Origin of the sequence: Streptomyces luteireticuli, from assembly GCF_041519305.1 — a bacterium.
Taxonomy (GTDB): domain Bacteria; phylum Actinomycetota; class Actinomycetes; order Streptomycetales; family Streptomycetaceae; genus Streptomyces; species Streptomyces luteireticuli.
Window position 1 is genome coordinate 3,277,438 of the sequence record NZ_CP167927.1, and the last position, 13,116, is coordinate 3,290,553.

The following is a 13,116-nucleotide window of genomic DNA, read 5'->3' on the forward strand; positions in this document are numbered from 1 at the left end:
ACTGCCGTGCGCGCGCTGCCCGGTGCCGCCCCCGGCCGCCGGCCGCCCGTCCGGTGGTCAGTTCCGCTGGCACTCCGGGCACCAGAAGAGGTTGCGGGCGGCGAGGCCGGCGGTGCGGATCTCCGTGCCGCACAGGTGGCAGGGCGCTCCGGCGCGACGGTAGACGTACACCTCGCCGCCGTGGTCGTCCACGCGCGGCGGGCGGCCCATGGCCTCGGGGGTGTGCTCGGGGCGGACGGTGTCGATGCGGTTGTTGCGGACGCCCTCGCGCATGAGGCCGACCAGATCCGTCCAGATCGCGTCCCATTCGCGCCGGGTGAGGTCGCGGCCGGTGCGGTAGGGGTCGATGCCGTGCCGGAAGAGGACCTCGGCCCGGTAGACGTTGCCGACGCCGGAGATCACCTTCTGGTCCATCAGGAGGGCGGCGACGCTGGTCCTGCTGCGGGAGATCCGCCGCCACGCGGGCTCGGGGTCCTCCCCCGCGCGCAGCGGGTCGGGGCCGAGCCGGTCGTGTATCGCCTGCTTCTCGCCGTCGGTCAGCAGCGCGCAGGCGGTGGGGCCGCGCAGGTCGGCGTAGGCGTCCGTGGTCGCCAGACGCAGCCGGACGGTGTCGGTGGCCGGGGGCGCGGGGGCGGTGCCGAGGGTGTACTTGCCGAAGAGGCCGAGGTGGACATGGATCCAGCCGGTGGCCTCGAAGCCGAGGAAGAGGTGCTTGCCGTGGGCCTCGGCCTCCGCGAGCGGACGGCCGTCGACGAGGGCGGCGCCGTCCGAGAACTTCCCCTGGGGGCTCGTCGCCCGCACCGGGCGGCCCCCGAAGAGGGCGTGGTGGTCGGCGGCCAGGCGGTGGATCGTGTGCCCTTCGGGCATCGGCAGTCCTTGCGCGGGATATGGCTGCGGGCCCGCCGCGATGCGGCGGGCCCGGGGCGTCGGGTGGGGATCAGCCCTGCTGCGGGTGGTGGGCCGGGATCGCGGGGAGCTCGCCGGTGGTCTCGTAGCGGCTGAGCATCTCGATGCGGCGGGTGTGACGCTCCTCACCGGAGTACGGCGTCGCGAGGAAGATCTCGACGAACGTGGTCGCCTCGTCCTGCGTGTGCATCCGGGCGCCGACGGCGACCACGTTGGCGTTGTTGTGCTCGCGGCCGAGCTTGGCGGTCTGCTCGCTCCAGGCGAGGGCGGCACGGACGCCCTTCACCTTGTTCGCGGCGATCTGCTCGCCGTTGCCCGAGCCGCCGATGACGATGCCGAGGCTGCCCTCGTCCGCGGCCGTCCGCTCGGCGGCGCGCAGGCAGAACGGCGGGTAGTCGTCCTGGGCGTCGTAGATGTGGGGACCGCAGTCGACGGGCTCGTGTCCGTGGGCCTTGAGCCACTCGACGAGGTGGGTCTTGAGTTCGTAACCGGCATGGTCGGAGCCGAGGTACACGCGCATGCGTCCGAGTGTGGCACGTCCCGGGACCGCTCACAGCACCGGGCGACGGGGTCACCGGCTGTGACGGCAACGATATGGATTCGGGTCTTCCGAAATAAGCCTTGATGAAGTTCTAATGCGGGGACTCGTGACCCGAGTGCTCCGAGAACCAAAGGAACTGTCCATGAGCGCGATACCGCCGACCATGACAAAGGCGTCGACGTCCGGTGATCCCGCAGACGCCGCGGCGCCGGGTGGCAGCAGCGACGGCCTCAAGGCCGGGCTCAAGAACCGCCACCTCTCCATGATCGCCATCGGTGGCGTGATCGGCGCCGGCCTCTTCGTCGGCTCGGGTTCCGGCATCGCCGCGGCGGGCCCCGGGATCCTGGTCTCCTACGCCCTGGTGGGCGCGCTCGTCGTCCTCGTGATGCGGATGCTCGGCGAGATGGCCGCCGCCAACCCGACCTCGGGCTCCTTCTCCGCCTACGCGGACCGGGGGCTGGGCCGCTGGGCCGGCTTCACCATCGGCTGGCTCTACTGGTTCTTCTGGGTCGTCGTGCTGGCCGTCGAGGCGACGGCGGGCGCCGGCATCCTCAACGGCTGGGTCCCCGCGGTCCCCAAGTGGGCCTGGGCGCTGATCGTCATGGTGGTGCTCACCGCGACCAACCTGGCCTCGGTCAGCTCGTACGGCGAGTTCGAGTTCTGGTTCGCGGGCATCAAGGTCGTCGCCATCGCCGCGTTCGTGGCCATCGGCGCCCTCGCGGTCTTCGGCGTGCTGCCGGGCTCGGACAACGAGGCGGCCGGGCTGGCCCATCTCACCGACCACGGAGGGTTCCTGCCCCACGGCCCCGGGGCGATCCTCACCGGTGTCCTGATGGTCGTCTTCTCCTTCATGGGCAGCGAGATCGTCACCCTGGCCGCGGGCGAGTCGGAGAACCCGCAGCGCGCGGTCCGGCAGGCGACCAACAGCGTGATCTGGCGCATCGCGGTCTTCTACCTGGGCTCGATCTTCGTCGTGATCACCCTGCTGCCCTGGGACTCCAAGGCGATCCTCAAGGACGGCAGTTACGTCGCGGCGCTGAACTCGATCGGCATCCCGCACGCCGGCCAGATCATGAACGTCATCGTGCTGACCGCCGTCCTCTCCTGCCTCAACTCGGGCCTCTACACGGCCTCCCGCATGGCCTTCTCCCTCGGCCAGCGCGGTGACGCGCCCCGGGCCTTCGCCCGCGTCAACAAGCGCGGCGTCCCGCAGGCGGCGATCCTCGGCTCGGTCGTCTTCGGCTTCCTGTCGGTCTTCTTCAACTACATGTGGCCGGACACGGTCTTCAAGTTCCTGCTGAACGCGTCGGGCGCGGTCGCCCTGTTCGTCTGGCTGGTGATCTGCTTCACCCAGCTGAAGATGCGCGGCATCATCCTGCGCGAGGCCCCGGAGAAGCTGGTCGTACGGATGTGGCTGTTCCCGTACCTGACCTGGGCCACGATCGCCATGATCCTCTTCGTGCTCGGCTACATGGTCTACGACGGCGGCGACAACCGCGAGCAGGTGCTGCTGTCGGTGCTGGTGGCGGTGTTCGTGCTGGCGATCGGGGTGGTGCGGGAGCGGCGACGCAGGGCGGTGGCCGTGTCGAAGTAACGACGTCGGGCGAGCGCCCGGTTCGTGTCTCTGCTCGGAGGCACGAACCGGGCGTTCGCGCTTTTGCAGGCTCTTGGCGGACAAGCCCGGGGCCATGCCCGATGGATTCGATCAGTAACGGGCAATTGCGCGGTGACAACGGTCGTGCAGGACCTGGTGATCACGTATATGCATACGGTCGGCCGCACGGCGTCGGGGCACCGCTCTCCGGCACGGGGCAGACTGGGCAGTACCAGGGAAGGAGTGAGCATTGTCCGCGCAGCCCGTTCACTATGAGTACCCCTCTCCGGACGCGTACCGGCCCTACGGCCCTGAGCCGCAGGCCGAGTCCGAGCAGGCTGAGTCCGAGCAGGTCGAGCGGCGCGCTCAGCCGCGGCTCCAGGGAAGTCCTCGTGAGATCGCCGAACAGATCGAAAGCTGGAGCGACCTCCGGGTCGAGATCATCCGAGGAACCCTCTTGATGTCTCCCACGCCACGACGGCGCCACGCACAGACGGTGGACGACCTACGGGAGCTGCTGCGCCCGTGCCGTGCCGATGGTCTGCGCACCTACGAGAACGTCTCCATTCCCCTCCCCGACGACCCGGACGATTACAGCACTCCGGACCTGCTGGTCTGCCCGGTGGACATGATGGACTCGGACGACTGGCTGCTGGCCGGCGAGGACGTCGAACTCGCCATCGAGGTGACCTCTCCCTCCGAGCGCCCCGTCGGCATCGCCGACAAGATCACGTGGTACGCCGAGGCCCGCGTCCCCGTACTCCTCTACCTCTACCCCGCCACCGGCAAGTGGGCCCTCTACTCCCGCCCGACCGACGAGGGGTACCGCACGATCAGCCAGGGCAAGTACGGGGAGCCTGTCCCCCTCCCCGACCATCTGGGCGGAGACATGCCGACCAAGGACCTGCCTCGCTACGAACGCTGACGGCCGAGTCCGGGAAGAGGCCGAAAAGCCGGGAGCCCGCGCTCCGTAGGGCGCGGGCTCCCGTGCGGAAGGGCAGCAGACTCAGCCGCGCCGCTCCAGCCACTTCCGCGCCGCCGGCAGGGCGCCCATGGCCAGGGCCGCCTTGAGGGCGTCGCCGATGAGGTAGGGGGTCAGGCCCAGGGCGACCGCCTGGCCGAAGGGGACGTGCAGGGCCAGGGCCAGGTACGGGACGCCGACCGCGTAGATGATCGCGGAGCCCAGGGCCATCGTCCCGGCCGTGCGCAGCACCGAGCGGTCGCCGCCGCGGCGGGCCAGGGCGCCGACGACGGTGGCGGCCAGCAGCATGCCGAGGACGTAGCCGAAGGAGGGGAAGGCCGCGCCGGCCTTCGCCTCCGCGAACCAGGGCAGGCCCGCGATGCCGGCGACGGCGTACAGCGCGAGGGAGAGGAAACCGCGGCGGGCGCCGAGGGCCGTGCCGACGAGGAGGGCCGCGAAGGTCTGGCCGCTGACCGGCACCGGGGAGCCCGGGACCGGGACGGCCAGCTGGGCGGCGACGCCGGTGAGGGCCGCGCCGCCGACGACGAGGGCGGCGTCCCGGACGCGGGCGGACGAGGCAGGCAGGAGGTCGGCGAGGACCGTACCGGTCCGGGGGGCAGCAACTGCGGCGGTGGCCATCGGTACTCCGCTGGAAGAAGGGACAGTGATCAGGCGCGCATAAGAACACCGTGACGTTAGCCCAGCCCGCCCGAATCGGCATGGGCGCGCGTCACAAAGCCGTCCGGGGCCGCTTTGGCGGGTTTCACCGGTAGGTGATGCTCGTCACGGGATGGTCCGGGCAGCTTGGTTACGGCGAGCCGGTCGGGAGAATGGGGGGCAGGTTCGCGCGTGCACAGCGCGACCCCGCGCCGCACCGACCGAGAGTTACGAGCCCATGCACGACGCACCCTCCGCCGACGAGCCCCTCGCCGGCGCGAAAGAGCCGCTGTCCGCGGGGCTCAAGCAGCGGCACCTGACGATGCTCGGGCTGGGCGGGGTGATCGGCGCGGGCCTCTTCGTGGGCTCGGGGGCCGGGATCTCCGTCGCGGGTCCGGGGATCATCGTCTCGTACCTGATAGCGGGCGCCCTCGCCATGCTGGTGATGCGGATGCTGGGCGAGCTGTCGTCGGCGATGCCCGCCTCCGGCTCGTTCTCGGTGCACGCGGAGCGCGCACTGGGCCGCTGGGCCGGGTTCACGGTCGGCTGGCTCTACTGGTTCCTGCTGGTGATCGTGCTCGCCGTGGAGGCCACGGCCGCCGCACAGATCGCCCACGGCTGGGTGCCGGGGATGCCGCAGTGGGCCTGGGTCCTGGTGTTCATGGTGGTGTTCACCACCGCGAATCTCACCGCCGTGAAGAACTTCGGCGAATTCGAGTTCTGGTTCGCCGCGCTGAAGATCGGCGCCATTCTCCTCTTCCTCGGTCTGAGCCTGTTGGCGATCTTCGGGCTGCTGCCCGACACCGAGGCCGTGGGCATGAGCAATCTGACCGGCCAGGGCGGCTTCCTGCCCAACGGCTGGCACGGGGTGATCTCCGGCGTCCTCGCGGTCGCCTTCGCCTTCGGCGGCCTGGAAGTCGTCACCATCGCCGCCGCCGAGTCCGAGGACCCCGAGCGCGCGGTGGGCCGGGCGGTGCGCAGCGCCGTGTGGCGCATCCTCTTCTTCTACGTGGGGTCCATGCTGGTCATCGTGACCCTGTTGCCGTGGTCCTCGCTGAAGCCTGGGCAGAGCCCGTACGTGGCGGTCCTCGACCACATCGGGGTGCCGTCGGCCGGGCAGATCATGCAGATCGTGATCTTCGTGGCGCTGCTGTCGGCGCTCAACGCCAACCTCTACGGCTCGTCGCGGATGGTCTTCTCGCTGGCCGAGCGCGGCGAGGCGCCGCGGACGCTGCTGAAGGTCTCGCTCGGCGGGGTGCCGGTCCGTGCGGTGCTGGCCTCGGTCGCCTTCGGCTTCGCCTCGGTCGTCCTCAACCTCTACTGGCCGGATTCGATCTTCCGCTATCTGCTCAACTCGGTGGGCGCGGTCCTGCTCTTCGTCTGGGGCCTGGTCGCCGCCTCCCAGCTGCGGCTGCGGCGCCGGATCGAGCGGGAGATGCCGGAGCGGCTGACCCTGCGCATGTGGTGCTTCCCCTATCTGACCTGGGCCGCTCTGGCCGGTATGGCCGGGGTCCTGGTCCTGATGGTCATGGACGAGGGGGCCCGTCCGCAGCTGATGTGGTCGGCCGCCGCGACGGGCGCCGTGCTGGCGGTGGCGGGGCTGCGGGAGCTGCGGCTGCGCCGCACCGAGCGCTCCGGCCGATAGCGGACCGGCAGCAGACTTTTGATTCTGGCGATATTTCGGATGCGGAGAGTCATCGCCGCGTCTAAATATCGGACATCCGTGTGACAAGTGTTGTCCTGAGCGAACATCACCCCCACACTGAGGCAACTTTTCGCAGTTGTTTCAACAATCACCACTCCTTTCACTCACGGGGACAGACACGACCATGACTCGGATAGATGCGACCCCCGCGCCCGAGCGCGCGGTCGACGAAGCGCCGCCGGACTCCGGCACCGCCCTGTCGCACGGTCTCAAGCAGCGCCATCTGTCGATGATCGCCCTGGGCGGGGTCATCGGCGCCGGTCTCTTCGTCGGCTCGGGGGCGGGCATCGCCGCCGCCGGCCCGGGGATCGTGCTGGCCTATGCGGTGTCCGGGCTGCTCGTGATGCTCGTGATGCGGATGCTGGGCGAGATGGCCGCGGCCAACCCCGCGTCCGGCAGCTTCTCGGTCCACGCCGAGAAGGCCATCGGCCCCTGGGCGGGCTTCACCGCCGGCTGGGTCTTCTGGATCGAGCTCTGCGTGGCCATCGCGGTGGAGGCGCTCGGCGCGGCGGCGATCATGGTCAAGTGGTTCCCGGCCACGTCCTCGTGGATGTGGGTGCTGCTCTTCATGGTCATGTTCTGCGGGATGAACCTGGCGGCGGTCGGCAACTTCGGCGAGTTCGAGTTCTGGTTCGCCACCCTCAAGGTCGCCGCGATCGGCATCTTCCTCGTCCTGGGCGTCCTGGCCATCTGCGGCCTGCTGCCGGGCACCTCCGCCCCGGGCGCGTCCAACCTCACCGGGCAGGGCGGCTTCCTCCCCAACGGCACGGACGGCCTGGTCGCCGGCCTGCTGGCGTCGGTCTTCGCGTACGGCGGCCTGGAGACGGTGACGATCGCCGCCGCCGAGTCCGAGCACCCGGTCAAGGGCGTCGCCAGCGCGGTCCGTACGGCGATGTGGCGCATCGCCCTCTTCTACGTCGGCTCGATGCTGGTCGTGGTCACCCTGATCCCGTGGACCGACAAGTCGATCCTGACCGGTCCGTACGTGGCCGTCCTGGAGCACCTCGACATCCCCGCGGCCGGCCAGATCATGAACGTGATCGTGCTGATCGCCCTGCTCTCGGCCATGAACGCCAACATCTACGGCGCCTCCCGCATGGCCCACTCGCTCGTCGAGCGCGGCGAGGGCCCCCGTTTCCTGGGCAAGGTCACCCGTGGTGTGCCGCGCCGGACCGTCGTCGCGTCCTCCGCGTTCGGCTTCGTCGCCGTGCTGCTGAGCTACCGGTGGCCCGACACGGTCTTCAAGTGGCTGCTGTATATGACGGGCGCCGCGGTGCTGGTGGTGTGGGCGTTTATCGCCGTCACCCAGCTGATGATGCGCCACCGTCTGGAGCGCGAGCAGCCGGAGCGGCTGGTGGTCCGGATGTGGCTGTTCCCCTTCCTCACCGTCGTCGCCCTGCTGGGCATCCTGTGCACCCTCGGCCTGATGCTGCGCGAGAAGGACACCGCCGTCCAGCTGTACGCCACGGCCGGGCTCACCGCGGCCCTCGCCCTCGTCGGCTATGTGCGCCAGCGCGTCGCGGCGGCCCGCCGGAGCTGACGCACCACCAGTCCCCCTCCCGAGGCGGGGTCGGTCCTGATCGCCAGGACCGACCCCGCCTCGGTCTTTGGGACGAGACATGACCCATATGGCCCCTCCCCCGGCGACGCTCGGGCATTTGCTGATAGCGTCCACCTGCAAGTTAATTGCAATAAGCAGTCGGAGGGCTCGGCATGGCCATCTACACACTTCCTGAACTTCCGTACGACTACGCGGAGCTCCAGCCCGTGATCGACGCGAAGATCATCGAGCTGCACCACGACAAGCACCACGCGGCGTACGTCAAGGGTGCGAACGACACGCTGGAGCAGCTCGCCGAGGCCCGCGACAAGGACCAGTGGGGCTCGATCAACGGCCTGGAGAAGAACCTCGCGTTCCACCTCTCCGGCCACATCCTGCACAGCATCTACTGGCAGAACATGACCGGCGACGGCGGCGGCGAGCCGCTGGACAAGGACGGCGTGGGCGAGCTGGCCGACGCCATCGCGGAGTCCTTCGGCTCCTTCGCCAAGTTCAAGGCCCAGCTGTCCAAGGCCTCGGCCACCACCCAGGGTTCCGGCTGGGGCGTCCTCGCCTACGAGCCGATCAGCGGCAAGCTGATCGTCGAGCAGGTCTACGACCACCAGGGCAACGTCGGCCAGGGCTCGACCCCGATCCTGGTCTTCGACGCCTGGGAGCACGCCTTCTACCTTCAGTACAAGAACCAGAAGGTGGACTTCATCGAGGCCATGTGGCAGGTCGTCAACTGGCAGGACGTGGCGAAGCGTTACGCCGCCGCCAAGGAGCGCGGCAACGCGCTGCTGCTCAACCCCTGAGCCGCGGCACCGCAGTCGGCCTGCTCGTGATCGTCTTCTCACCCGTGTCACGCGGCAGGCACCCGGAGGGCCCCCGCGCGGTCGATTCGCGCGGGGGCCTTCCCCATGCTCCCACCAGTACGGCTCAGGCGTGCCCGAACGCCTCGCCCGTCACCGTGAACTCCCGGGCCAGGCCCGTCTCGTGGAGCCGGGCGAACGGAGCGAACGGAACGCCCAGTTCGGATCCGCCCCGGTCGAAGTTCCAGCCCTTGTGCAGGGCGAAGCGGTAGTCGACGGCCGCCGCGCCGTCGCCGTCCACCCGTACGGTGCCGGTCAGCCGGAACTCCACGCAGCGCAGCGCCAGCCACCAGTCGGCGCTGATCCGGTGGGTGATCACGACGTCGCGCCAGCCGCTGTCCGCGGGGTAGGCGGCCGGCGCCCGGGGGCCCGCGCGCCAGCGGTCGAGGGCCTCGGCCCGCCAGTGCGCCAGCTGTTCGTCCGCGGCCGCGCGGACGGCCGGGAGCGCGAGCAGCTCCTCGGCGTCGATCCGGACGGGCGTCCCGTCGGCCCGCAGATAGTGCCGCATCATGGCCGCCGCACGGCGCAGCCGGCACAGGGACCACAGCGGCGGCAGGGCGCGGCACACGGCGAGGGTGAGGAAGTCGTAGGGGCGTACGGGGAGCTCGGCGAAGGCGGCGTTGCCGCACGGCGGCTCGGCGTCGGCCCAGCCGCCGTCGCGGCCCAGGGGCCGGGAGAGGTCGGTCTGGCCCATGCCTCGGACCCTAGGCGAGGACCGCGGGGCGCGCCTGTCGGCTGCGGTCCTTCCGGGGGACGGAGCGCTCGCGGGGCGCGGGTGTCCGACTGCGGGCCGTCCGTGGCCGGTCGCGCCCACGCGGCGGAGCCGCACATCGAAACAGCCCCGCGCCCCTTTCGGGGCGCTGCCCCCGGACGTCAATGCGCGCCTGGACCGTCAGTCGAAGATCGGGTCCTGTGTGCGCGTGCGCTTGATCTCGAAGAAGCCGGGGGTCGACGCGACCAGCAGCGTCCCGTCCCACAGCCGGCCCGCCGCCTCGCCCTTGGGCGCCGGGGTGACCACCGGGCCGAAGAAGGCGACCTCGGCCTCGGTCCCGTTCTCGCCGGGGACGGCGATCACCGGAGTGCCCACCTCCTCGCCGACCTTGTCGATGCCCGCCTTGTGGGAGGCGCGTACCTCCGCGTCGTAGGTCTCGGAGTCCGCCGCGTCCGCCAGCGACTCCGGCAGGCCCGCCTCCTTCAGCGCGTCGACGATCGTGGCGCGCTCGCGCGGCAGGCCCTGGACGTGGAAGCGGGTGCCGAGCGCGGTGTAGAGGCGGCCGAGCACCTCCTCGCCGTGCTCGGTAGCGGCCGCGACGCACACCCGGACCGGGCCCCAGGCGTTCGCGATCTTCTCGCGGTACTCCTCCGGGAGCTCGTCCATCCGGGGCTCGTTGAGGACGGCCAGGCTCATCACATGCCAGCGCACCTCCACCGGGCGCACCTTCTGTACCTCCAGCATCCAGCGGGAGGTGATCCACGCCCAGGGGCAGATCGGGTCGAACCAGAAGTCGGCGGTGGTCTTCGCCTCGGCGGTCCTGCGTGTGGTGCTCATGCGGTTCTCCCGGGAGGAGTGTGGGGGCCAGGTGTTCACACTTTCAACAAAGACGCGCATGCCATGATTCCTGATGATCCGAGAGTCACCGACTTTTGACATCCCGAGGGAGCCCTGCCGTGCCCGGTGAGAACCTGACCCGTGAGGAGGCCCGGCAGCGGGCCGCGCTGCTGACCGTGGACGGCTACGAGGTGCACCTCGACGTGCGGTCCGCCACCGGCCCGGACACCGGTGACGGCCCCCGCACCTTCCGCTCCGTCTCCACGATCCGCTTCCGCTGCGCCGAGCCCGGCGCGTCGGGCTTCGCCGATCTCGTCGCCCCCTCGGTGACGGCCGTGACGCTCAACGGCCGCACCCTGGACCCGGCGGCCGTCTTCGACGGCGCCCGCATCGCCCTGGACGGCCTGGCCGCCGAGAACGAGCTGGTCGTGGACGCGCAGTGCGCCTACAGCCGCACGGGCGAGGGCCTGCACCGCTTCGTGGACCCCGAGGACGGCGAGGTCTACCTCTACACCCACTACGAGCCGGCCGACGCCCGCCGGGTGTTCGCGAACTTCGAGCAGCCGGACCTCAAGGCCCCCTACACCTTCTCGGTCACCGCCCCGGCCGCGTGGACCGTGATCAGCAACGGCGCGCAGGACGGCCCGGACGAGCCCGTGGACGAGGCGTCCTCGCTGCGCCGCTTCGTGGCGACGAAGCCCATCGGCACGTACATCACGGCCGTCGTCGCCGGCCCGTACCACGTCGTCCGCGACCACTACAGTCGCGAACTCCCGGACGGCACCGTCCTGGAGATCCCGCTGGGCGCGCTCTGCCGCAAGGGGCTGGCACGGTACTTCGACGCCGACGAGATCTTCACCGTCACCAAGCAGGGCCTGGACTTCTTCCACGAGCACTTCGACTTCCCGTACCCCTTCGGCAAGTACGACCAGGCCTTCGTGCCGGAGTACAACATCGGGGCGATGGAGAACCCGGGCTGTGTGACCTTCCGCGAGGAGTTCGTCTACCGCGGCAAGGTGACGCGCTCGGCGTACGAGCGCCGGGCCAATGTGATCCTGCACGAGATGGCGCACATGTGGTTCGGCGACCTGGTGACCATGGAGTGGTGGGACGACCTGTGGCTCAAGGAGTCGTTCGCCGACTTCATGGGCTCCTTCTCGCAGGTCGAGGCCACCCGCTACACCAACGCCTGGGTCACCTTCGCCAACCAGCGCAAGGCCTGGGCCTACCGGGCCGACCAGCTGCCCTCCACCCACCCGGTCACGGCGGACATCCACGACCTGGAGGACGCCAAGCTCAACTTCGACGGCATCACCTACGCCAAGGGCGCCTCCGTCCTCAAACAGCTCGTCGCCTACGCCGGGCGCGACGCCTTCCTGGAGGGCTCCCGCCGCTACTTCAAGCGCCACGCCTACGGCAACACGCGCCTGGCCGACCTGCTGTCCGTGCTGGAGGAGACCTCGGGCCGCGACATGGCCGCCTGGGCCCGCTCCTGGCTCCAGACCGCCGGGGTCAACTCCCTGACCCCGCAGATCACTTGTGACGCCCAGGACCGGATCACCGAGCTGGCCGTCCTCCAGGAGGCCCCCGCCGAGCACCCCGAACTGCGCCCGCACCGGGTGGCCGTCGGCCTCTACCGCCGCGAGGGCACCGAGCTGGTGCGCTACGCGCGCGCCGAGGTGGACGTCGCGGGCCCGCGCACCGTGGTCGACGGACTGGCCGGGGTGGAGCGGCCCGAGCTGGTCCTCGTCAACGACGACGACCTGACGTACTGCAAGATCCGCTTCGACGAGGGTTCGCTGGCCACCCTCCGCGCGCACCTCGGCGACCTGACGGACCCTTCCCCAAGCTCTTCGAGCAGGGGATACCCCTTGGCCCGGGCCCTGTGCTGGTCGGCCGTGTGGAACCTCACCCGCGACGGGCTGATGCCCGCCCGTGACTACCTGGACCTGGTGGAGCGCTTCGCCGGGGCCGAGAGCGACATCGGCGTCCTGCAGATGCTGCACAGCTGTGCGCGGGGCGCCCTCGTCCACTACGCGGCGCCGTCCTGGCGCGCGGAGGGCTCCGCCCGGCTCGCCCGCACGGCGCTCGCCGAGCTGCGGCTGGCCGAGCCGGGCAGCGGCCACCAGCTGGCCTGGGCCCGCTTCCTGGCCCAAGTGGCCGTCACCGAGGCCGACTTCCAGCTGCTGCGCGGGCTGCTGGACGGCACCGCGCGGATCGACGGCCTGGAGGTCGACCAGGAGCTGCGCTGGGCGCTGCTGGCCGCCCTCGCGGCGGGCGGCGCGGCCGACGGGGCCCTGATCGACGCCGAACTGGCCCGCGACGACACCGCCTCCGGCCGCCGCCACCAGGTCCGCTGCCTCGCCTCCCGCCCGGACGCCGAGGTCAAGGCCGCGGCGTGGAAGCGGGTCGTGGACTCCGACGTCCTCTCCAACGCCCTCACCGAGGCCACCGTCGCCGGCTTCGACCAGCCCGGGCAGCGGGAGCTGCTGAAGCCGTTCGCGGAGCCCTACTTCGCCTCCCTCGAACGCGTCTGGCGCGAGCGGTCGATCGAGATCGCCATGGCCGTCGTGCGCGGGCTGTTCCCGATCCTCCAGGACGACCGGCGCACGCTCGGCCTCACCGACGCCTGGCTCGCGGAGCACCCGGACGCGGCGCCGGCGCTGCGCCGCCTGGTGCGGGAGGCGCGCGACGATCTCGCGCGCGCCCTCCGCGCACAGGAGTGCGACGCGGCGGCCGCGTAACGCCCCTGCATTCCCAAGGAGTTGCCCGGACATCCCCACAGGGATGT

At 70.7% G+C, this 13,116-nt stretch carries 11 protein-coding genes; 6 read left to right on the forward strand and 5 right to left on the reverse strand.

Going from position 1 to position 13,116, the window contains the following annotated elements; genetic code table 11:
• Window positions 1-57: 57 nt before the first annotated feature.
• Complete coding sequence (locus AB8735_RS14395) at window positions 58-867, reverse strand: Fpg/Nei family DNA glycosylase (RefSeq protein WP_372407685.1); 810 nt, start codon at window positions 865-867, stop codon at window positions 58-60.
• Between the two features lie 70 nt (window positions 868-937).
• Window positions 938-1,426 (reverse strand): ribose-5-phosphate isomerase, encoded by a 489-nt coding sequence (locus AB8735_RS14400; protein WP_344024920.1) that lies wholly within the window; start codon window positions 1,424-1,426, stop codon window positions 938-940.
• A gap of 184 nt (window positions 1,427-1,610) precedes the next feature.
• Here AB8735_RS14400 and AB8735_RS14405 point away from each other — a divergent pair, with 184 nt between their 5' ends.
• Both AB8735_RS14405 and AB8735_RS14410 read left to right on the forward strand, forming a co-directional pair.
• Window positions 1,611-3,041 (forward strand): amino acid permease, encoded by a 1,431-nt coding sequence (locus AB8735_RS14405; protein ID WP_372411845.1) that lies wholly within the window; start codon window positions 1,611-1,613, stop codon window positions 3,039-3,041.
• A gap of 250 nt (window positions 3,042-3,291) precedes the next feature.
• Window positions 3,292-3,966: a Uma2 family endonuclease gene (locus AB8735_RS14410; protein WP_344024917.1), complete on the forward strand. Its 675-nt coding sequence runs from the start codon at window positions 3,292-3,294 to the stop codon at window positions 3,964-3,966.
• 81 nt (window positions 3,967-4,047) lie between these two features.
• Here the strand turns inward: AB8735_RS14410 and AB8735_RS14415 are convergent, their stop codons facing one another.
• On the reverse strand, window positions 4,048-4,641 hold the full coding sequence (locus tag AB8735_RS14415; protein WP_344024915.1) for a biotin transporter BioY: 594 nt from the start codon (window positions 4,639-4,641) through the stop codon (window positions 4,048-4,050).
• Between the two features lie 256 nt (window positions 4,642-4,897).
• On the opposite strand from AB8735_RS14415, the gene AB8735_RS14420 reads away from it, so the two are divergent.
• The 3 genes from AB8735_RS14420 to AB8735_RS14430 all read left to right on the forward strand — a co-directional run bounded on the left by AB8735_RS14420 (window position 4,898) and on the right by AB8735_RS14430 (window position 8,719).
• A complete protein-coding gene (locus tag AB8735_RS14420) occupies window positions 4,898-6,304 on the forward strand; it encodes an amino acid permease (RefSeq protein WP_372407688.1) in 1,407 nt (468 codons plus the stop codon).
• A gap of 184 nt (window positions 6,305-6,488) precedes the next feature.
• Window positions 6,489-7,904, forward strand: coding sequence for an amino acid permease (locus AB8735_RS14425; RefSeq protein ID WP_372407690.1), 1,416 nt, complete (start codon window positions 6,489-6,491; stop codon window positions 7,902-7,904).
• 173 nt (window positions 7,905-8,077) lie between these two features.
• Window positions 8,078-8,719: a superoxide dismutase gene (locus AB8735_RS14430; protein ID WP_344024906.1), complete on the forward strand. Its 642-nt coding sequence runs from the start codon at window positions 8,078-8,080 to the stop codon at window positions 8,717-8,719.
• 124 nt (window positions 8,720-8,843) lie between these two features.
• On the opposite strand, the gene AB8735_RS14435 is transcribed toward AB8735_RS14430, so the two are convergent.
• Window positions 8,844-9,470, reverse strand: a complete 627-nt coding sequence (locus AB8735_RS14435) for a hypothetical protein (RefSeq protein WP_372407692.1) — start codon at window positions 9,468-9,470, stop codon at window positions 8,844-8,846.
• 198 nt (window positions 9,471-9,668) lie between these two features.
• Window positions 9,669-10,325, reverse strand: coding sequence for a DsbA family protein (locus AB8735_RS14440; protein ID WP_372407693.1), 657 nt, complete (start codon window positions 10,323-10,325; stop codon window positions 9,669-9,671).
• A 119-nt stretch (window positions 10,326-10,444) separates the two neighbouring features.
• Between AB8735_RS14440 and pepN the strand changes: the two genes are divergently transcribed.
• Window positions 10,445-13,069, forward strand: a complete 2,625-nt coding sequence (gene pepN, locus AB8735_RS14445) for an aminopeptidase N (protein ID WP_372407694.1) — start codon at window positions 10,445-10,447, stop codon at window positions 13,067-13,069.
• Window positions 13,070-13,116: the final 47 nt, after the last annotated feature.

What these genes read in the sequence shown, in the direction of transcription:
- AB8735_RS14400 (WP_344024920.1), bottom strand. Translation starts at nt 1,426, where the DNA reads ATGCGCGTGTACCTCGGCTCCGACCATGCCGGTTACGAACTCAAGACC.
- AB8735_RS14425 (WP_372407690.1), top strand. Translation starts at nt 6,489, where the DNA reads ATGACTCGGATAGATGCGACCCCCGCGCCCGAGCGCGCGGTCGACGAA.
- AB8735_RS14405 (WP_372411845.1), top strand. Translation starts at nt 1,611, where the DNA reads ATGACAAAGGCGTCGACGTCCGGTGATCCCGCAGACGCCGCGGCGCCG.
- AB8735_RS14420 (WP_372407688.1), top strand. Translation starts at nt 4,898, where the DNA reads ATGCACGACGCACCCTCCGCCGACGAGCCCCTCGCCGGCGCGAAAGAG.
- AB8735_RS14430 (WP_344024906.1), top strand. Translation starts at nt 8,078, where the DNA reads ATGGCCATCTACACACTTCCTGAACTTCCGTACGACTACGCGGAGCTC.
- AB8735_RS14435 (WP_372407692.1), bottom strand. Translation starts at nt 9,470, where the DNA reads ATGGGCCAGACCGACCTCTCCCGGCCCCTGGGCCGCGACGGCGGCTGG.
- AB8735_RS14415 (WP_344024915.1), bottom strand. Translation starts at nt 4,641, where the DNA reads ATGGCCACCGCCGCAGTTGCTGCCCCCCGGACCGGTACGGTCCTCGCC.
- AB8735_RS14440 (WP_372407693.1), bottom strand. Translation starts at nt 10,325, where the DNA reads ATGAGCACCACACGCAGGACCGCCGAGGCGAAGACCACCGCCGACTTC.
- AB8735_RS14395 (WP_372407685.1), bottom strand. Translation starts at nt 867, where the DNA reads ATGCCCGAAGGGCACACGATCCACCGCCTGGCCGCCGACCACCACGCC.